The following is a 20,216-nucleotide window of genomic DNA, read 5'->3' as shown; positions in this document are numbered from 1 at the left end:
AACAACTATCACTGCGATAAGAGATTAATTGTCAAAAAAAGTCCGCCTTAGGAAAGGTGGACTTTTCTTATACACTTACCTGAGCCCCTTACACTTCTTCATCGTAACGAGCAATATTTTCTTGTCGAATGCCCTGTAAATGGGACAGTAATTCGTCAGTATCTTCTACGCGCGTAAATAATTCGCCAAAATAATGAGAGTCTTCAATAGTTACACTCCACTGAAATGAATCATTTTCATCATAAAGGGTAAAAATAATTGGCTCTTCTAAACTGCCTGGAACATTGCCATTATCATCGGTAATGGTCGCATATTCACCATCATCACTAATTTGATAAAACAAAGTATCGCGATCATCAATTTCAACTAGCTCAAACCCTAAATTTTCATAAAATGACTCTAACGTGTCACTGTCCATATGAATCCTCCTCTTATACACTATTTATACTTAAATTACATTTATTTTACAAAAAAATCTCAAGTAATGCAAATACTCCTTAGGTATTACTTAAGCTCCTTTGGCTTCTCACGCGTTAAGAGCTCTTGAGCTGCCACTACAATATTGCTAGCACCATCAATCTTCCACTGCGCTTCAAGCTCTGCCATCTTATGAAGGCGCTCTGGATTATTAAGGAGTGCAGTCACTACATCTTCTAAATTGTGAATGTCTCGTGCCCAACGAGCATAGCCTTGTTTTTCTAAAAATGCTGCATTGCTCTCTTCCTGTCCTGGAATAGCGCTGAAAAACACCATAGGAAGGCCTACAGTAATCGCCTCCATACAGGTTAAGCCACCTGGCTTAGTGACGAGTAACGTGGCGTCCTGCATCAATTTAGCAATATCTAAGGTATATCCATAAATAGTAGTAGGCTTATGCATATGCTTTTGCATAGCTACTAAGCCTTCATATAAATCAGAATTGCGGCCTGTTACAACAATGAGTTGATCAATGCCTTTCACTTCATCTAAACGGCGTAATGCCGTTTCTAAGCAGCCTAAACCTAAACCGCCGCCCATAATGAGGACCGTTACAAGGCCATTCGTATCATAGGCTGTTTCACGAGGTGCAAAAAAACTGCGTCGTACAGGAATCCCCGTAACAGTTATTTTATGAGCTGAAATGCCTGCCTCACAAAGCTCTTGCACCATTCGTTCATGGCCTACAAAATACGCATCAATTTGCTTATACACCCAAAATTGATGCACTTCAAAATCAGTAATCACGGCCACTAGAGGGACGTCAATTAAATTTTGACGCTTTAAAATACAAGCGGCTCCACAGGGAAATGGATGAGTGAAAATTACTACATCTGGCTGCTCCCGTTTGATTAATTTTAACATGCGCCGTTTGAGCATCCATGCCAGTGCGGTCTGCACAGCACTGCCTTTGCGATCTCCTTGCGATAGACGATATATTACATCATATAGCATAGGAAATACGTCAATCATCTTTATGTAAGTTTCTTTTAATAAATTATCAAAAGAAAAGGTATCTGTATCTAAAAAATCGACATGAGTAATATGAGCTTGTGGATTTTTTTCTGCCCAGTACTCTTCGATAGCTCGCGCTGCTTGCGTATGGCCTGTGCCAATCGAAGCGGATACGATAAGTATGCGTTCTTGCTTTTGATCGTCCATTCACTGTCTCCTTCCCTAGAGAGTATTATAACATATTTTCTAGGGAATTTTAGTGCCCTTTAGTAAAGGATACTTTAGTTTATTGTAAAAGAAAAAAGAGACCGCTTAGGCCAGACTTGAGCAAGTCAAGTCTGCATATACCTAATGGTCTCTTTTAATGCCACATCGTAATTATTTTTTACGAGGCTTAACTTTTGCTTCTTTTTTAGCTGCGTTAACTAATTCTTTTAATTGTTTACCAGCTTTGAAAGCAGGGGATTTGGAAGCAGCAATCTTAATAACTTCGCCAGATAATGGATTGCGGCCTTCACGAGCTGCACGTTCGCGAACTTCGAAAGTACCAAAGCCAATTACTTGTACTTTTTCGCCTTTTGCTAATTCATCAGCAACGGTTTCAAATACAGCTTTTACTGCTTTTTCAGCGTCTTTCTTACTAAGTTCAGTTTTTTGTGCAACAACTGTGATTAATTCTGTTTTATTCATGACAGAACCTCCTTAAAAAATAGAATGTATTTCATTCAGATACAATGTGACACAATGCCCCATTACAATGAATGCTCTTTTTCTAACACCTTCGCCGCGTCCCAAAACGCGTCTAGTTCATCCAGTGAAAAATCGTCCCAAGACTTCCCACTCTCTTTTACACATTTTTCAACATATAAAAAGCGACGTCTAAACTTGTTGTTAGTGCGGTTTAGTGCATTTTCACCGCCTATTTTATACCATCTTAAAAGATTAATCAAGGAGAAAAGTACATCTCCGGCCTCTAATTCCATATTTTCTTTGTCTTTTTCACCTACAGCGGCCTTAAATTCATCAATTTCTTCTTGAAACTTTGCCCAAACTGGTGGCTCTGTATCCCAGTCAAAACCTACCTTAGCAGCTTTCTCTTGTAGTTTCTGAGCCCCTAATAAGGCCGGTAAGCCCTGAGACACAGAGTCTAGGATACTATCCCTTTGATGGCCCTTTTCCTGCCCTTTAAGCTCATCCCAGGACAATGTAGCCTGTTCTTTATCTTTGCCAAACACATGGGGATGACGACGAATCATTTTGTTAGATATATCATCAATTACATCTTGCAGAGAAAATAATCCATTTTCTTCAGCCAGCTGAGCATGAAACACAATTTGTAATAATACATCGCCTAATTCTTCACGCAAATTATTGGCATCTTTATTATCAATGGCGTCTAATACTTCATATACTTCTTCAAGTAAATACCGTCGCAAGCTACTATGGGTTTGCATTAAGTCCCAAGGGCAGCCGTCCTGAGGATCGCGCAATGCGGCCACTACCTTGCGAAGCGGCTCTAAAGACGCAAAGTCTTTTTTATCCATTCTTTCACCTTCTATAACAATTTATCATTCATTTAAACTTTACTCATCATCTAGTTCTTTCTTCGCTCGTAAGGCCGCCATCCGCTTTCCTATAATAGGCATAGAAGCCCATTCATCGGCTTTTATGGTCTTAGTTATGAGAAGACCTGCACTATACACGATAACAGCGATAATAATAGAGCCTAAAACACCTACTGCATTGCCTGTTAAGGAGCTTAAGAAATAATATGTCACCACAGTCGCACCACCCATGGCCAGTGCAGAGAAGAATATTTTAATCGTCTCTACCCATGGTATGGAATACTGAATATAGCGTTTTACAAAAATCATATTCAATAAGGCAGCTAAGCCAAAGTCAATATTCGTAGACCAAGCCGCACCATTAATGCCCCATTCGGGAAGACCAGTAAGATACCAGCTAAGCGGAATTTTAATAATCGTACTAATCAGTAGATTCAACATCGGTATAGACGTATGCCCTAACCCTTGTAAAATCCCTGTTGTCACCTGTTGCATGCCCAACAAGAAAATGCTTAAGCTCATCACCGCAATAGGACCCCCTGCATTAGGCGTAGCGTATAGCATATCAGAAATAGGCGTCGCCAACACGCAAAGGCCTACAAAGGCAGGGACTGTAATCAAACTAGTTATCTTTAATGCTACATGGCTGCGATTTTGAATCTCCTGCATATCCTTTTTCGCATAGGCCTCTGAAATAGCTGGTACCAAGCTGGCTGCCAAAGAGGTCGTCAAAATGATAGGCAAATTCACTAATGAAGTGGCCATCCCCGTTAAATAACCAAATAAAGTGGTTGCCTCACGCATAGTATACCCTACTTCAATAAGGCGCCCTGGCACTACTTTTAAGTCAATCCCTGATACGATGGGCATCATAATATTGGCCATAGATACAGGAATAGCTAACACAAATAAACGCTTCATAATCTGCCAAGCAGATTCACTAATTTGTGACTCATCTTGAAGAGCTACTAAAGAGGCTCTCAGATGGCGTTGTCGATAATAAAAATAGACGAGTACTAATAAGCCCCCAGTAACGCCTGGAAAAGTAGCTAATGTGGCGCCGGCTGCTGCCATGGGAAGACCATGAGGGAGCAAGAAAAGGGCAAAACCTACCATACAAGTAACGCGCAAAGTTTGCTCTACTACTTGTGATACACCGGTTGGCAACATGTCTTGAAAGCCTTGAAAATAGCCTCGTAATGCGCCCAACAAGGTCACTACAATGATGGCTGGCGTCAAGGTCATCAAAGCATAACTACTGCGCGGATCCGCTAACCATTGTTCTTCAATAAGCCAGGGGATGCTGAGAAATAGAGCTAAGCTAAAAAATGAGCCCAATAGGAACAAAACTAAGCCAGATACTTTAAAAATCTTATGAGCTCCGCGCATGTCCTTATGCGCTAATTTATCAGCAATCATAATCGAAATAGCTACTGGTAAACCGGCTGTAGCTAAACTGACAATAATTTGGTACAACAAGTAGGCCATTTGATAGAGGCCAATGCCCTCGCCCCCTAGAATGCGGGCGATGAGCACTTTGCTAAAAGCTCCAATAATTTTAACGATAATACCTGCTATCGTTAAAATCATGGCACCCTTTAAAAATCGATTCATCGGTTCCTCCTTAATGACCTACTTTATCACTCGTCTGACCTGTCCCACTACTAGAACCTGCAGTGGGTAACGGTTTACTCAACACAATAGACTCTGAGCTACCAGCGGTATCGCGCTTACTCAATTCATTGAGTAAATTGTCGCAAATCACCATAATCGGTGCCGTTAAGCCTCCTAATTGATAGGTAAGACTAGCTGGCTTCGTATCCAGCACTCTCATGCGGTCCCATTCTTTAGCTGGCACAGATGCCATATCCCATTCACTCATTTTAGAATCATCAGCCCACACCACCGTAATCATATGATTGCGCACAGCGATGCTCTTAATGCCAATTTCTCTGGCCTTTTCTTTTAACATGGCCAATTGCAACAAGCGATTGACTGGTTCTGTAGGTGTACCAAATCGGTCAATTAACTCATCTGTAAAATCGCGCAAATCACCTAAACTATGAATTTGTAATAAGCGTTGGTAAATCTGAATCTTTCTTGCACTATCCTTAATATACGCATCATCAATAAAGGCATCAACCCCTAAATCAATGCTTGGAGAGGCTAGTTCTTTTGGTTTTACTTCCTTATGTTGTGCTTTAGCAATCGCTTCTTCTAACATCGAGCAATATAAAGCAAAGCCCACTGATGCAATATTGCCATGCTGCTGAGAACCTAGTAAATTACCTGCACCGCGAATTTCTAAATCGCGCATGGCCAATTTAAAGCCTGCACCTAACTCAGTAAATTCCTCAATCGCTTTTAAACGCTTTTCTGCTGTTTCACTGAGCATTTTATCTGGACGGTACATAAAATACGCATAGGCGCGACGACGTGAACGGCCGACGCGACCACGCATCTGATAGAGTTGAGACAGGCCTAAGTGATCCGCATCATACACAATGATAGTATTAGCATTAGGAATATCAAGACCTGTTTCGATAATGCTCGTACAGAGCAATAAATCATATTGCCCTTCATAGAAGTCCACCATAATGCTTTCCATCTGCGTACCTGTCATTTGCCCATGAGCGATGGCAAAGCGTAAATCAGGCATAGCTTGCTCCAACAATTCAGCCATATGAGTAATCGATGCCACGCGATTATAAACAAAATAAACCTGGCCACCGCGCTGAATTTCACGGCGAATGGCATCTACAATTAACTTCATATCATACTCTACTACATAGGTTTGCACTGGCAAACGGTCCTCTGGTGGCGTATTGATTACACTCATTTCACGCACGCCCACCAAGCTCATATGCAAGGTTCGTGGAATCGGTGTAGCACTCAAGGTAAGCACATCGATAGAATTGGCCCAACTCTTCCATTTTTCCTTTTGTGCTACCCCAAAGCGCTGCTCTTCGTCTACAACTAAGAGGCCTAAATTTTTAAATTGTACTTTTTTATTTAATAACGCGTGGGTACCAATTAATACGTCTAATTCGCCTTCACTGGCGCGCTTAATAATCTCCTTCTTTTCCTTAGCACTGCGGAAACGATTGAGTACGTCCACGCGCACCCCAAAGGAGCCTATGCGGTCTAAGAAAGTTTGATAATGTTGCTGTGCCAGTACAGTTGTAGGCACTAAGACAGCCACTTGTTTGCCACTCATTACCGCCTTAAAAATAGCGCGCATAGCCACTTCTGTTTTACCAAAACCTACATCACCGCAAAGCAAACGGTCCATAGGAGTTGGTTTTTCCATGGACTCTTTGATTTCACGAGTGGCTTGTAATTGATCCTCCGTCTCCTCATAGGGAAAGGCTTCCTCAAACTCTTGTTGCCACGGTTGGTCTGGTAAAAAAGCGTACCCCTGCACAACTTCGCGTTCCGCATAAAGTTGTACTAACTTTTCAGCTAAATCATCAATAGACTTCTGTGCTTTCTGGCGTACCTTGCCCCATTCACGGCCGCCCATTTTATGAATCTTAGGTACATCGCCTTCATTGCCAATATACTTTTGCAATTGATCTAAATTATCAGCCGGCAAGTATAGACGATCAGTCCCGGCATACGCAATTTCAATATAATCCTTATGAATGCCTTCTGTTTCAATCGTCTTCAAGCCTACATACTTACCAATACCATGGATGGAATGAACTACATAATCGCCTACAGTTAAATCACTAAAATAGGTAATTTCCTGCCCTTTAGGTGCTTTTTTACGCAGCTTTTTCTTTTGCTGTCCAAAAATATTACCTTCAGTTACTACAACGAGATCACAATGAGGCAATTCAAAGCCATCCGTTAATAAGCCCTCTACAATTAATACCTGCTGAGGTGTTAAAGCTAGCTCAGAGCCCTTTACATAGTCTATATGTGCCTCAGTTAAGGCCCGTTCAATGCCTTCACAGCGCTGGCGATTATTCATGACTAAAATAATCTGTCGCCCACGTTCTTGCCAAGCTTTAATCTCATCAGTTAAAAGGGGAATTTGCCGTTCGAAGGATATCATCGACTTGCCTTGAAGGCCTACCGTATGACTTGTGCCAAAAGAGGCAATGCGCTGTTGTAAGAAGTTAAAACCGACTTCGCTATGCGCCTCTGCTGTATTAAGTAGCTCAGACCAGGTCATATGCTGCGCACGATGCGTTGCATCTTCCTTTAAAAAGCCCTTTAAAGCCTCTTGTAGGCGGTTTGGCTCATCATAGATGATAATCCCCTTATGGGCATAGGAAAGAAGCGAATCCGTTTCATTAACGTCATTATTTTCGGCACTGCTAATTTGATTGTCGCCATGAATATTAAATGGCATAATCGTACAGTCCTCCACGACTTCAATAGAACGCTGTGTATCGCGCGAGAAAATACGTATTGTGTCAATTTCATCATCAAAGAATTCAATACGATAAGGATTGTCACTGTTGACAGGGAAAATATCTAAAATATCGCCGCGCACACTAAAATGACCACGTTGTTCCACCTGGTCTGTTCGTTCATAGCCGCTAGCTACTAATTTTTCTAATAAAATCTCACGATTTACTTCGGCATGTAAGTCAAAGTTAATAATGTATTCTTTAAGAACTTCAGGACTTACAATATATTGTGTCGCCTCTTCAATTGTGGCTACCACTACCACTGGCTTGCCAGTAAGTAATTTACCTAACGCCCCCATCTGAAGCGCTTGATTTTCTAAACTGCGTGCCGCTGTTATAAAGGCTACCTTTTCTGTAATGGGAAAGGGCACAACCTCTACTTGAGGCAATAAAAAAGCTAAATCACGCTCCCAGCGCTCCTTATGCTCTTTATCGTGCACTATAATGATCGTCGGCTTTGCCCCAATGCGCCGTAGAGCCTGACTAAAAATAAACGATTTTTGAGAACCGCCCAGGCCATATACAATATGTTTGCCCTTCGTCTCAAAGACCTGCTCTGCTTCTTCATAGGCAGGATATTTATATAACAAATCTTGTAATGATTCCATGAATAACTCCATTTTTCTTACCAAGCTTAGGGAACGACAAAACGGGCTTTAGCAATGCCAAAGCCCCGATGTACGTATGAATTAAGTGTACCATACTCCCTAGAAGCATGCAATATCTCCTACTGTCATGATATAATATATACATCTTAGTTTACTCTAATTTGTTTACTCTAATTTTATTTTACTCTAAGTTTAGGATTAGGGTTTACTCTAAGGTTAGGTGTTTGTTAGATTTTCACTAGTGCTAAACTACTTGCACCAATGCTTAAATTGAGTAAAGCTAAGACACTATATTTAGATTATTTTTTATGGAGGTCATTATGATTAAAGAAAAATTAGTAGAAATGGCAAGCTCTTATTTTAAAGTAGATGAAGAAAAATTTTTAAATGTTGTAAATAATATTGAAAGCCTTGATGTAAAGAGCATTGAAGATATTAAAAATCTCGACCAAGCTCAACTTACTACACTAGTAGAAAGCTTAACTAATGCTTTTGGCGATACAGAAGCGGCTCAAGGTCTTATGGGTGGGCTTTCTGATATGGCAGGTAAATTCTTTAAATAAGAATATCATCTTTAGAATAACCAATTATAAAATAGCCAGTAACTACAGCTGTAGTTACTGGCTATTAACAATTTGTCTACACTTTAGATTTATTTACACTTTAGATTTATTTACACTTTAAATATTATATGCAAATTAAAAACCCCCTAATGCTAGATTACTCTAACATTAGGGGGTCTTTTTTACAATAATCTATTTAAATTATTGTTCTTTTTGGATTTTACCACCATAAACATCACGGAATACTTCATTAACTTTATCATCTTCATTGTTAATGCGTACACGTTCTACTTTATGACGATCTCCATCTTCGCCTGATACACGATCTACACGACTATGGTCTAAATTGCTTAATAAGGTAATTTCAGAGTTAAACTCTTGAATGCCTTTAAGCATATCACGATCCATAGGAGCCCCATTTTGAATTGCACGGTATAAAGCCGCTGCAAATTCATAACGAGTTAATGTGCGATCACCTTTAAATTCTCCATCAGGATAACCTGTTAATAAACCTTTATCAGCTAAAGATTTCACATAGCTATATGCCCAATGGTTTTGAGGTAAATCAGAGAAGTTTGCTTCAGTGCCTGCACTAGGTACAGCCACACCCATATTACCACCGCGTTTAAGCTGTTCAATTTCTGCACTTTGTGCTTGAATTTGTTCGCTTTGTGCTTTAACAATTTCTTTGAGTGCCTGTACATCTTTAGCCAAGGCTACTTTAGAGTTATTAACGCCACTGCTTTGACCTAACTTAAAGCTTACACCAGCATTAACCATATTTTCGCCACCGCCAAAGGTACCGCCTACGCTAAACATAGTGTCTTCATTAGGGCGATAGTAAGCACCTACAGCCGCTGCATTTGCACCACGGTAGTTACCGTAGCCTGCTGCAAAATCCCATTTATCATCTGGATTGAAATCTAATGGATGTAATGCCGCCAGTGCAGCTGATGCAGCACCTACACGATTAATACGGTTTCCTAATTTAGCTACAGAACCGCCAATAGCGTTAACCGCTTTGTTAGTTTCGTACAACTGACCACCATTCACTGCATCAGTAGACCCTTCACCAATATAGCCAGGAGCTACAGAGGTAATTTGGTTGCCCTGTGCATCAATGATAGGTGCATATGTATTGCCATTAGCATCCACGGTTTCAGGACGAACTACTAAAGCCCCTTCAACAGCGAAGCCATCATTCATAGTAACCGCGCGACCACCATTATTAATGCCTTCATTACTAATAGTCATACCACCAACAGAGATACTACCAGCTTCTGTAAGATTAATATCTTTAGCTGTTTGAACAACTAATTTGCCATCTTGGTTTACTACGCCCACATTGCCAGATACAAGTTGAGTATCAGCAGCATTGTAATCACCTACAACGGAAAGTGTAGCACCAAGGTCTTTATGAATCACTTGACCGTCATTGCCGACAAAGTTTAAGCCACTTGCTTTTGCTTTATTAAGCTCATCAGTGGTAGCTAAACCTGCTTTATCAATGGATCCTTTAATCAAGCCTTCTACTTGACCCATGTTGACAGCATCGCCAGCGTCTTTACCAGCTGCAATATTAGTAATTCTATTGCCGCCATTATTTAAGCCAGCATCGGTTAATGTTACAACCTTTTCTGCTGGTACTGCAGAGCCATCACTTGGATTAGCTGGCGTAATTGTAATACCAGTATTAGTTACAGAAGTTGTAGGACCGTCTGCTTTAGAAGCAGTCAAACCACCAGATGTCATGTTAGTAGTGGTACCAGCTTTTTCATCGCTCGCTGTAACGCCTGTAGAAGTCAAAGTTGTACCTTGTCCTATAGTGCTATTAGAAGAGGAAATGCTATCGCCTTTAACAACGGTAGTATTGCCCTTATCATCAGTAGTTGTAACGCTGCCTTTATCTAGTGTAATGTCATTAGCTAATTTCACATTGAGCTTGTCATTTTCTACTACAACCCCAATATTACCATCACTTAATGCCTTATCACCACTGCCACCAACGATATCAACAACAGCACCATTATTGCGTGTTAAGGTGTCGCTTGTAGCACCTTCACCAGCTTTATCGCCTCGGAAGCCTAATGATCCTAAAGTACTATTTTGAGTTAATGTATCTACACGTCCAGTCAAGTCTTTTAACTGTTTGTAGTTAACTGCATCGGCATCTTCACTACCAGCAGCAAGACCAGTAATCTTCTGACCAGCCCCCATAGCAATACCTGTATTGGAAATGGTCGGACCACCAGTTACAGATACTTTATTCGTTGTTACGCCATCAGCATTGGTAATAGTAGTACCACCTACAGTTAAACCATCATTGGTAAGCTTGTTGCCACCAGATAGAGTTAATCCAGACGCATCTAACTTACTTGGTGTAGCCCCTTCAGCACTTGGACCAAATTGTACAGAACCTGTAGTACCAAGGTCTAAGTTATTGTTAAGGGATACTTTGTAATCTGTACCAGCTTCTGCTGTAGCCTCTGTTTTCGTAACAGTCACATTAGAGCCTGCTGTTACTGATTCTTCTAAACCAGCTTTTTCTAATTGTGCTTGAGTAGCAGCATCTAAACCAACTTTATAAGTAGTAGTGCCTGGCACTGTTGTAGAGTCAGCTTGTACAGTAATACCACTGTTTTCTGCTTTTTCTACTTTAACAGCCGTTTGTGCTACTTCTTTGATCTTGTTAGTACCAGCATCAGATAAGTTGCCTAAATCTTTATTGGCTGCATTATCTGCATTAGCAAGAGATGCCTTAGCACTTTCAGATAAATCAATAGCATAATCTGTAGTACGATTTTCAGCTGTACTTGCACTTGCTGTTACCGTTAGATATGCTGTGGCCCCTTCAGCAGCAGTTGGTGTACTTACAGTTGTTTTATCTGCATTTACTTTATAAGTAGTAACACCTGTACTTTCAGATGGTTCAGTTGTAACTGCTGTATTAATACCATCAGCTACTACAGTTTTACCTGCGGACACTACTGTCTTAACATCAGAAATAGCTTTTTCTAAATCAGCTTTCGTAGACGTTAATTGACCATAATTTACTGCATCACCTGCATTTGTACCAGCTGCTACATTAGTAATAGCCTTACCACCAGCATTAATGCCACCCTCTTTAGTTACAGATGGACCATCAGTGATAGTTAAACCACCAGCTTCTACTTTAGTATCGCCAATAGTTACAGATCCTGCATTACCAAGATTTAAAGTATTATTAAGTGATACTGTATACTCGGCACCAGCTATCTCAGTCGCCTCTTTTTTAGTAACAGAAATATTAGCACCTGCTGCTACTGATTCTTCTAAGCTCGCTTTTGCTAGTTTTTCTTTAGTATCAGCATCTAAACCAACTTTGTAAGTCGTTGTACCTTGTACTGTACTGGAATCAGCCTCAACAGTAATGCCACTGTTTTCTGCTTTGGCTACTTTAACAGCATCATTAGCCAGTGCTTTTACTGTGCTCTGGCCTGCTGGAGTAATATTGCTTAAATCTTTATTCGCTGCATTGCCAGCATTGTTAATCGCTGTTTGAGCATCTTCAGCTAATTTTACTGTATACGTAGTTACACCATCAGCATCTTTTGCAGAAGACACAACAGAAACTGAACCTTCGCCTGCCACTTTAGCTGCATCAGCATTGACTGTATACGTAACAGCACCAGTTGCGCCATCAGCCGTACTAGTTACAGCTGTGTTATTACCAGCCGCTACTTTCGTACTTGCTGCTTTAGCTGCATTACCAAGGTTTAAGTTGTTGTTAAGTGATACTGTATACTCGGCACCTTTTGTTGCTGTGGAATCTGTTTTCTTAACAGTCACATTAGATCCTTGCGTTACTGTTTCTTCAAAACTAGCTTTTGCTAATTGTGCTTGAGTATCAGCATCTAAGCCAACTTTATATGTAGTAGTGCCTGGCTTTGTTGTAGAATCAGCTTGAACAGTAATGCCACTGCCCTCTGCTTTTTCTACTTTAACAGCATCATTAGCCAATGCTTTTACTGTGCTTTGGCCTGCTGGAGTGATATTGCTTAAATCTTTATTAGCAGCATTGCCTGAATTAGTAATGGCTGTTTGTGCAGTATCAGATAATTTTACTGTATATGTAGTTACACCGTCAGCATCTTTTGCAGAAGACACAACCGAAACTGAACCTTCGCCTGCCACTTTAGCTGCATCAGCATTAACGGTATAAGTCAATGGTGCCGTAGCTGTAGCTGCTGTGCTTGTTACAGTCACATTCTTACCAGCTGCTACCTTGCTAGCTTGAGCTGCACTCACATTAGTTTTCGCAATGTTAGCCGTCGATTCAATTGCTTCCATTGCTGCAAATAATTGAGAACCATTAATAGCATCAGTAGAGGTTTCGCTAATTCGCCCCGCTGCTACATTGGTGATTGTCCTATAATATGTATTTCCATCACTATTTGGACCACCTATACTAACAGTTCCAAAAGGACTTCCAGCAAAATTATACGTTTTACCATCAACTGTATAACTTCTTGTCTCCTGTGGATCCGCTGTCACTGAATGCGACCCCAAGGCTACACTAAATTCATTAGTAGCTTTTGCTAAAAGGCCTAAAGCAACAGAATATTTATTTGATGCAGTCGACGTATCCCCAATACTAATCGCCGATTCACCGGTTGCTTGAGCTACAGCCCCCAAAGCAATGGCACGATTCTTACTTGCCTGCGCATTAGAACCAAGCGCTAATGAATCCTCACCAGTGGTAGAGGCACTAACCCCCACTGCAATAGATCTGAGAGATTGTGCTTGAGCACGCTTACCTATAGCTACTGCCGAGTTAGCTGAAGCATTAGCAAGACTCCCTAATGCAACACTACTAGATTCACTAGCAGCCGCCTGGCTCCCTATGGCTACGGCATCATCCTTTGATGCTACTGTAGATAAACCAATCGATACACTATTTTTACCTGACGCCGTAGCTTTTGTACCAATAGCAGTTGCATATTCTGCACTTGCATTGGATCTATAACCACCAGCAAAAGTTCCAGTTTCAGTAGCAGTTGTATAACTACCAACAGCTGTAGCAAATCGCTTATATTTAGCTGCATCTGCTTCTACATCGCCAATTTTACCATCAGAGTCTTTTACAGATGTGTCAGTATTACCAGCAAAGCTATATAAGCCTAATGCAGTATTACCAAAGCCGCTCGTATAGGAACTAGTGCCAATGGAAACAGCCCCTTGACCACTAGCTTGTGCTACACGTACTTTGCTTGTATCATCAAAATCTAAATAACCAGCACCGATGGCAATCGTACCACGGCTCATACTCTGTGCGCCTGTACCAAGTGCTGTAGCACCACGTCCAGAGGCTATAGTTTTCTGCGTCGTGCCATGCATATTTTGCTCGCCACCACCGATGGCTATACTTTGGAAGCCACTTGCTTCGGTGTTACGACCAATCGCTACAGCTGCCATTTCATTGGCACTCGCTTTATAGCCTACAGCTATAGTGTATTGTCCATTTGATTTTGCATAAGGACCCACTGCTGTAGCATAGTGACTTTTTACAGCAGTACCATCACTAAACAAAGTTTTACCATCAAACTTTGTATCACTTGTAGTCTGTGCCTCACTACCAATACCAATAGCTAGATTATGTGTGCCATCCGCTGTAGCTCCAGTACCAATGGCCACTGCATTGTAACCAGTAGCATTAGTTACTCAAGGCGCTGTATAACCATTTTCACTATTTGGCGCTACATAGCCTGAACCAATAGATAATGAGCTTTGCCCATTCGCTGTCGCCCCTACACCAAGTGCAGTAGCAAACGAGCCACCACCTGTGGTAGTTTTAATAGTATAGTCATAGTTCTTATTTTCAATATTTATTGTACCTGCAGCCGAGCCACCTATAGCAACCCCATTATAATCAGTATTTTTAGTTCCAGCTACGCTACCAGCACCGACTGCCACAGCACCTGTTCCAGTAGCTTTTGTATCAGCGCCTAACACAATGCCTTGCACTGCAGCCGTACTAGCCGCTCGACCAATAGCAATCGCATCAACACCCTCCGCGCTAGCATTTTGACCAATAGCTTCTGATGAAGTGCCAGATGCCTTCGCCTCATAACCTATAGCTGTCGCCTGTGCTCCAGTAGCACCTGCAGTATAACCGATTGCTACTGTACCATTACCACCACCCGATGCTGGAGGAGCTGCTGTTGCAGCCGTAGCTCCAGATCCAATCGCAATATCTGAATAGCCACCTGTTGTAGTAGCACTTGATGTACCAGCAACTTTGATAGCTATACCTTTTTGATTAGTATCTATAGCTCCAACTGCATCTACAGAACCTACACCACCTAAAAAGGCCGTACCAAATAAAATAGTCGGTATAATTAAAGAATTCACCATCGCAAGACCAATAGCCGAGGATAATTTACCTTCCTTAACTTTACCTGTACTTGTTGCTTTTGTATGGCCCTTAGCTAACTCAGAGGCAACTACATAACAATTTTTAGTGCGACTCCAAATAATCTTATAGATTTTATTCACACAATTCCATCCCTTCTTCGTGTCATCACTTAATGAAACAGCCTATTAATGCCGCTTTAAAGTCACGTCTCATACGTACTTTGTATTCCATGTATTGCATTTCTAAGCTGTCCCTTAAGCAAGCACTTTTCACTCAAGCACTCAAAATACCAAAACATATTTACATCAATTCAATTACTTTGTGGAGTTATTCCACCCTATTACCCTATATTGACTAAGAGTATCCCTTCATTCACTTTAGATTTATATAAAAATATATAATCATTACACGTAATATATATATTTCATTTTAAAATCACAAGTTTTTAAAAGATAATTTTAAACAAAATACGATAACAAGGCAAAATATCCCTATATTAGTACATTACAGAAAAATCATAACATATCACATAAAATAAATACAAGAGATTCATTTATGCTTATTCATCATCATTTCATCACTTTTATATATGTAAATTAAACCTAAAAACCGGTGCAAAAAAAGACTATAGTCTCAGTCCTGTAGATACCATCTACATTTCCAAGCTATAGTCTTTTAATAAATTCTGATAACTTTAGTTAATTTTTTTAATATTTACTTTAACGAATTGCATAATTAGCATACTAACTAAGTCTACAAAAAGGTCCACACTACTCTTCAGTCGAAAATAATGATTCCAATAAGTACTGATGTCTTGCAATATTTTGCGAATTAAATGGAGAGAGTGTTTTTAAATATGCTTCATTGTGTTTATTGTGATGCGCCCGTTCTCTATCATACGCGTATATAGCATTCATTAAAGCATCAGCTCCAGCATATGCATCAAATTGGTCATAATAGTAACCAACATTTTCTTTTTTCAAATATTCTGAATTATGAACTAATGGATACCCACCATATAGAGCTTCATAGTAGAGATAGTTCAAACCACATTCCCATTGGAATGCCAAAACAATATCTGCATATTTTCCTAAAAATTCTGGCGTCATAAAGCGTGCTTCTACTGTCATAATATTTTGACGCACCAATTCAGTAAATCCTATAAAGTTAAAAAATACATGCACATCCTTTTTATCTATAGTGCCACAAAGATACACATGGTCTAATAATTCTTTATTGCGCTTATACGTTTCTTCTACAATGAGGACAGGCGTCATACAGTTCTTAAGAACAGAAATATTAGGCTCCATAACAGCTATACGACGCTTTACAGGATGAACAGGTTTATAACCAAATATACGTTTTAAGCCCAGCTCCTCCACCTTCTTATCAATAAATAAAGGATCCCACAAATGTGGCACTTCAGAGACAGGAGCGCCTGTGATAATTTCAACATAGGGTTTATTCGTCTTCATCAAATGAGGCGTAATCCAAACTGCATCATAGCGCGTGCCATTAAAAGCACGGCCATTAGTCTGCGCATGAACAAACTTTTCCATATCCATAATAAAATCATTGCCCATACGATAGGATACAATCTTAGTATTATGTGCTCTAAACGCTTGCTCTAACCCAGGCTCTACAGCCAAAGTCCCTTCAATTAACACATCAGTCTTATCTAATACTTCGTTCACTTCATAATAGGAAACATTAAATTCTTTAAACTGGTCTGGCAAATTATCTAATTTATTGCCCCAATATACAAAATAGACTTCATTAACGAAATCAATTTGCTCTAAACAGTCTTTTAAAAAGAACATATTTTGACCGGCCCCATTTGACCAAATATGCTGATAGGATTCTCCCCAAAAAAAGCTAATCCCAATATTTATCTTCTTTTTCACGTACACTGCCACCTCTCTTAATTCCTTCTACCAAAAAATTCTTATAGAATACATAAAGATACAATCTATTTTATATGCCAATATTATCAAGATATTAACTTGCTCTTTCTTTTACAAATATTCATTTTATTTTAATCTATATAATCAAATTCTAACACAATAAATTAATTGCTACAATTTACAAAATTAGTATTGACTCAATCCGTTCAGTATGATATTATAACTATGTTGTTGCGGGAGTGGCGGAATTGGCAGACGCACCAGACTTAGGATCTGGCGCCTTCGGGCGTGGGGGTTCAAGTCCCTTCTCCCGCACCATTTTTATTTTACGGACAAAACACTAATAGCCTAGCGGTTTTTCGCTAGGCTATATTTTTTTGCTCATAACATTTTTAGGCGTGACAACATTTTATCTGGTGCACCTTAACAACATTTTGACAACAGGTAAAAATTTTTAATGAAGTTTTTTACGGTGTATTCTCATTTATAATTAAGCTATAGAGCTTCACTCCTCATCTAAGTTAACTATATATTCTTCACGGCTCCCCATTTTATAGTATAATATAATTATATTCATCGAATAAAATAGAATAAGTTCAAACATATTGTGTTATTTAGGAGGATTCAAATGAAAAAAACATGGTTAATTGTTATTGCAGTTGTTGCTGGCTTAGCGATTTGGCTAGTCAGCGGTTATAATGGATTGGTTCAACTCGATGAGACTACTAATAATCAGCTAGCTCAAGTACAAACTCAATTACAGAGACGAAGCGATTTAATTCCTAATCTAGTGAGTACTGTAAAGGGTTACGCGTCTCACGAGCAAGCTGCCATTCAAGCCGTATCTGATGCACGAGCTAAGCTAGGTGGTGCTCAAACTGTAGAGGATATGTCTAAAGCTGATGGCGAATTATCTAATGCTTTAAGTCGTTTACTTATGATTACTGAAAACTATCCTGATTTAAAAGCAGACCAAAATTTCCGCGCTTTACAAGATGAATTAGCAGGTACTGAAAATCGTATTGCCGTAGCTCGTAAAGATTATAATGGAGCTGTGCGTGCCTATAATTCTAAAATTCGCACCTTCCCTACTTCTATTTACGCTGGCATGTTTGGGTTTGATCAAAAAGCATATTTCCAAGCAGATGACAATGCACAAACAGCACCTAAAGTATCCTTTTAATTTGTAATAATTAACGCAGGAGATGAGCATGACTCAATTATATAGTAGATGTAGTAGAACAAGCCAAAGAATGCCTTCTAAGGGCGTATGGCACCTTCTCAGCCTCGTCTTTATGCTCTTACTCACATTGCATTCTATATCCTTTGCAGCTATTCCAACAAAGCCACCTGCTGGTCAATATGTGGTCGATCAGGCACAAATCTTATCTTCCCAGGAAAAGCAAAATATTAACGCCATTGCTACAGAGTTAAATAAATCTGGGAAAGGACAGCTTGCAGTGGTTATCGTTCCTACATTCGGCGATGTAGCTCCATCAGACTATGCCTTAAATGTACTCCGTACGTGGGGTGTAGGCCATAGTGGCAAAGATGATGGTTTCGTCCTGGCCGTAGCCATTGAAGACAAGAAAGTATTTCTCACTGTAGGTTATGGCTTAGAAGGCGTTTTAAATGATGCTAAAATTGGGCAAATTTTAGATACCTACGCACTGCCTAGCTTTCGTCAAGGACAATATGGTGAAGGCATAGTCAATACAGTATGGCAAACCACTAGTATAATATATCCAGACATAAAGAATCAGAAAGATTTAGCCAATTCAGTTCCACGCCAGACTACTTCTTCAGATGAGTTAAGTGACGAAGAAGTCATGTATATAGGCGGAGGTATTATCCTCTTCCTCATTATAGACTTTTTCTTCTTTAGCGGCGCTATAACGCGCTTCATCCTCACTCGCGTATCATTTGGTCGCGGTGGTGGATCAGGACGCGGAGGCGGTGGATTTGGAGGCCGTGGCGGAGGCGGATTTGGTGGTGGCTCTGGCGGCGGCGGTGGCGCTGGTAGAGGTTGGTAAGTACCTTATATGGCTGAACAAAAACACACATCCCCCAATTCATTATAATAATAAAAAGCCAAGCTTCATAATATTTGAAGCCTGGCTTTTTTATTTATCACCGCTATATAAGCTTTTTAAATAGAGAAAAATTCACATAATAAACTAGAAAACTTTCTTATTTGTCGCTATCGCTCCTTCAAATGAGCCTCACTATTTATCCCAACGCCGCTTCTATTGTTCCTAGAACATAGAGATAAGCCTACTTCCTTGCCCGGAATCGGCAAGTAGGTGGTTACTTTGCGACTTCCTGTTCGGATGCTGGCTATTCTTCTCCGAAGAATCGTACGCCCCGAACTACGCGATTCACTCTAATTTATTCGTCGCTACCGCGCCTTAGTATATTTTAAATACGTCCTGTTCGGATGCTGTCTATTCTTCTTCGAAGAATCGTACGTCCCGAACTAAGCGATGCACTATGATTTAAGCGTCGTTGCACTCCTTTAAATCATGTGCCCTGCTTACCACGCCGCTTCTATTGTGCCTAGTCCATAGAGATACTTTTGCCATGTTGGCTGGAAGCTAGCTTGGTGCAATACGAAGTATCATATATATAAAAGAAAAAGGCCATACCATTTGGTATGACCTTTTTCTTTTAGTCAATCAGCGACTTCCTATCCTCCCAGGCCGCTTCCAGCCAAGTACTTTCGGCGTTTACGAGCTTAACTACTGTGTTCGAGATGGGAACAGGTGGAGCCTCGTAGCTATCGCCACTGAATTCGTCAGAGCTTGTACTCTGAAAACCACATAGAAGTGTAGATGTTTTAATTGTTTGTTGCACATTAGCAATTCTTTGTTTCAAGTAAGTTGCTTTCAGTTTGTTCTGTTAGTTTTCACTAACGGACTTTATTAAGTAAAGCCCTCGATCTATTAGTACCAGTCAGCTCCAAACCTCACGGCTCTTCCACACCTGGCCTATCAACCATGTCGTCTACATGGGATCTTACTAACTTTTGTTATGAGAAACCTCATCTCAAGGCTGGTTTCACGCTTAGATGCTTTCAGCGTTTATCCGTCCCGAACGTAGCTACCCAACTGTACCCTTGGCAGGATAATTGGTACACCAGCGGTTCGTCCACTCCGGTCCTCTCGTACTAGGAGCAGCCCCCTTCAAGTTTCTTGCGCCCGCGATGGATAGGGACCGAACTGTCTCACGACGTTCTGAACCCAGCTCACGTACCACTTTAATCGGCGAACAGCCGAACCCTTGGGACCTACTTCAGCCCCAGGATGTGATGAGCCGACATCGAGGTGCCAA

At 40.4% G+C, this 20,216-nt stretch carries 12 protein-coding genes, 1 tRNA gene, 2 rRNA genes and 1 pseudogene; 4 read left to right on the top strand and 12 right to left on the bottom strand.

Annotated elements, in window-relative coordinates:
* Window positions 1–88 precede the first annotated feature (88 nt).
* The 6 genes from QZR90_RS05135 to mfd all read right to left on the bottom strand — a co-directional run bounded on the left by QZR90_RS05135 (window position 89) and on the right by mfd (window position 8,025).
* On the bottom strand, window positions 89–418 hold the full coding sequence (locus QZR90_RS05135; RefSeq protein ID WP_295789507.1) for a hypothetical protein: 330 nt from the start codon (window positions 416–418) through the stop codon (window positions 89–91).
* An 86-nt stretch (window positions 419–504) separates the two neighbouring features.
* Complete coding sequence (locus QZR90_RS05130; RefSeq protein ID WP_295789505.1) at window positions 505–1,638, bottom strand: MGDG synthase family glycosyltransferase; 1,134 nt, start codon at window positions 1,636–1,638, stop codon at window positions 505–507.
* A gap of 171 nt (window positions 1,639–1,809) precedes the next feature.
* The gene (locus tag QZR90_RS05125) at window positions 1,810–2,121 is read right to left on the bottom strand and encodes an HU family DNA-binding protein (protein ID WP_295789503.1); all 312 of its coding nucleotides are present in this window, start codon (window positions 2,119–2,121) and stop codon (window positions 1,810–1,812) included.
* Between the two features lie 62 nt (window positions 2,122–2,183).
* Window positions 2,184–2,975, bottom strand: a complete 792-nt coding sequence (gene mazG / locus QZR90_RS05120; protein WP_295789500.1) for a nucleoside triphosphate pyrophosphohydrolase — start codon at window positions 2,973–2,975, stop codon at window positions 2,184–2,186.
* A gap of 39 nt (window positions 2,976–3,014) precedes the next feature.
* On the bottom strand, window positions 3,015–4,610 hold the full coding sequence (locus QZR90_RS05115) for a polysaccharide biosynthesis protein (protein ID WP_295789498.1): 1,596 nt from the start codon (window positions 4,608–4,610) through the stop codon (window positions 3,015–3,017).
* Between the two features lie 10 nt (window positions 4,611–4,620).
* Window positions 4,621–8,025, bottom strand: a complete 3,405-nt coding sequence (gene mfd, locus QZR90_RS05110) for a transcription-repair coupling factor (protein ID WP_295789496.1) — start codon at window positions 8,023–8,025, stop codon at window positions 4,621–4,623.
* A gap of 320 nt (window positions 8,026–8,345) precedes the next feature.
* Between mfd and QZR90_RS05105 the strand changes: the two genes are divergently transcribed.
* Complete coding sequence (locus QZR90_RS05105; protein ID WP_295789494.1) at window positions 8,346–8,588, top strand: hypothetical protein; 243 nt, start codon at window positions 8,346–8,348, stop codon at window positions 8,586–8,588.
* 201 nt (window positions 8,589–8,789) lie between these two features.
* Here QZR90_RS05105 and QZR90_RS05100 read toward each other — a convergent pair whose 3' ends face one another.
* The 4 genes and pseudogenes from QZR90_RS05100 to QZR90_RS05090 form a co-directional block, all read right to left on the bottom strand.
* Complete coding sequence (locus QZR90_RS05100; protein WP_366208659.1) at window positions 8,790–13,892, bottom strand: YadA-like family protein; 5,103 nt, start codon at window positions 13,890–13,892, stop codon at window positions 8,790–8,792.
* Between the two features lie 168 nt (window positions 13,893–14,060).
* Window positions 14,061–14,270: pseudogene (locus QZR90_RS09395) on the bottom strand (hypothetical protein); the annotation flags it as partial.
* A gap of 18 nt (window positions 14,271–14,288) precedes the next feature.
* Complete coding sequence (locus tag QZR90_RS05095) at window positions 14,289–15,122, bottom strand: ESPR-type extended signal peptide-containing protein (protein WP_295789491.1); 834 nt, start codon at window positions 15,120–15,122, stop codon at window positions 14,289–14,291.
* Window positions 15,123–15,752: 630 nt separating this feature from the next.
* Entirely contained in the window at window positions 15,753–16,886 is a 1,134-nt protein-coding gene (locus QZR90_RS05090; protein ID WP_295789488.1) for a DUF2827 family protein, read from the bottom strand.
* Window positions 16,887–17,119: 233 nt separating this feature from the next.
* Here QZR90_RS05090 and QZR90_RS05085 point away from each other — a divergent pair.
* From QZR90_RS05085 to QZR90_RS05075, 3 genes are all read left to right on the top strand, one after another.
* Window positions 17,120–17,204 (top strand) — tRNA-Leu (locus QZR90_RS05085).
* Window positions 17,205–17,514: 310 nt separating this feature from the next.
* Window positions 17,515–18,069, top strand: a complete 555-nt coding sequence (locus QZR90_RS05080; protein ID WP_295789486.1) for a LemA family protein — start codon at window positions 17,515–17,517, stop codon at window positions 18,067–18,069.
* 28 nt (window positions 18,070–18,097) lie between these two features.
* Entirely contained in the window at window positions 18,098–18,919 is an 822-nt protein-coding gene (locus QZR90_RS05075) for a YgcG family protein (RefSeq protein ID WP_295789484.1), read from the top strand.
* Between the two features lie 640 nt (window positions 18,920–19,559).
* Here the strand turns inward: QZR90_RS05075 and rrf are convergent.
* Window positions 19,560–19,676, bottom strand: a 5S ribosomal RNA gene (rrf, locus tag QZR90_RS05070).
* A 132-nt stretch (window positions 19,677–19,808) separates the two neighbouring features.
* Window positions 19,809–20,216: ribosomal RNA gene (locus QZR90_RS05065) — 23S ribosomal RNA — on the bottom strand; the annotation flags it as partial.

Source organism: uncultured Veillonella sp., from assembly GCF_900545795.1.
In the GTDB taxonomy this organism is placed as follows: domain Bacteria; phylum Bacillota; class Negativicutes; order Veillonellales; family Veillonellaceae; genus Veillonella_A.
The sequence above is the reverse complement of the archived record's forward strand: the minus strand, read 5'-3'. Positions and strand labels throughout refer to the sequence as shown.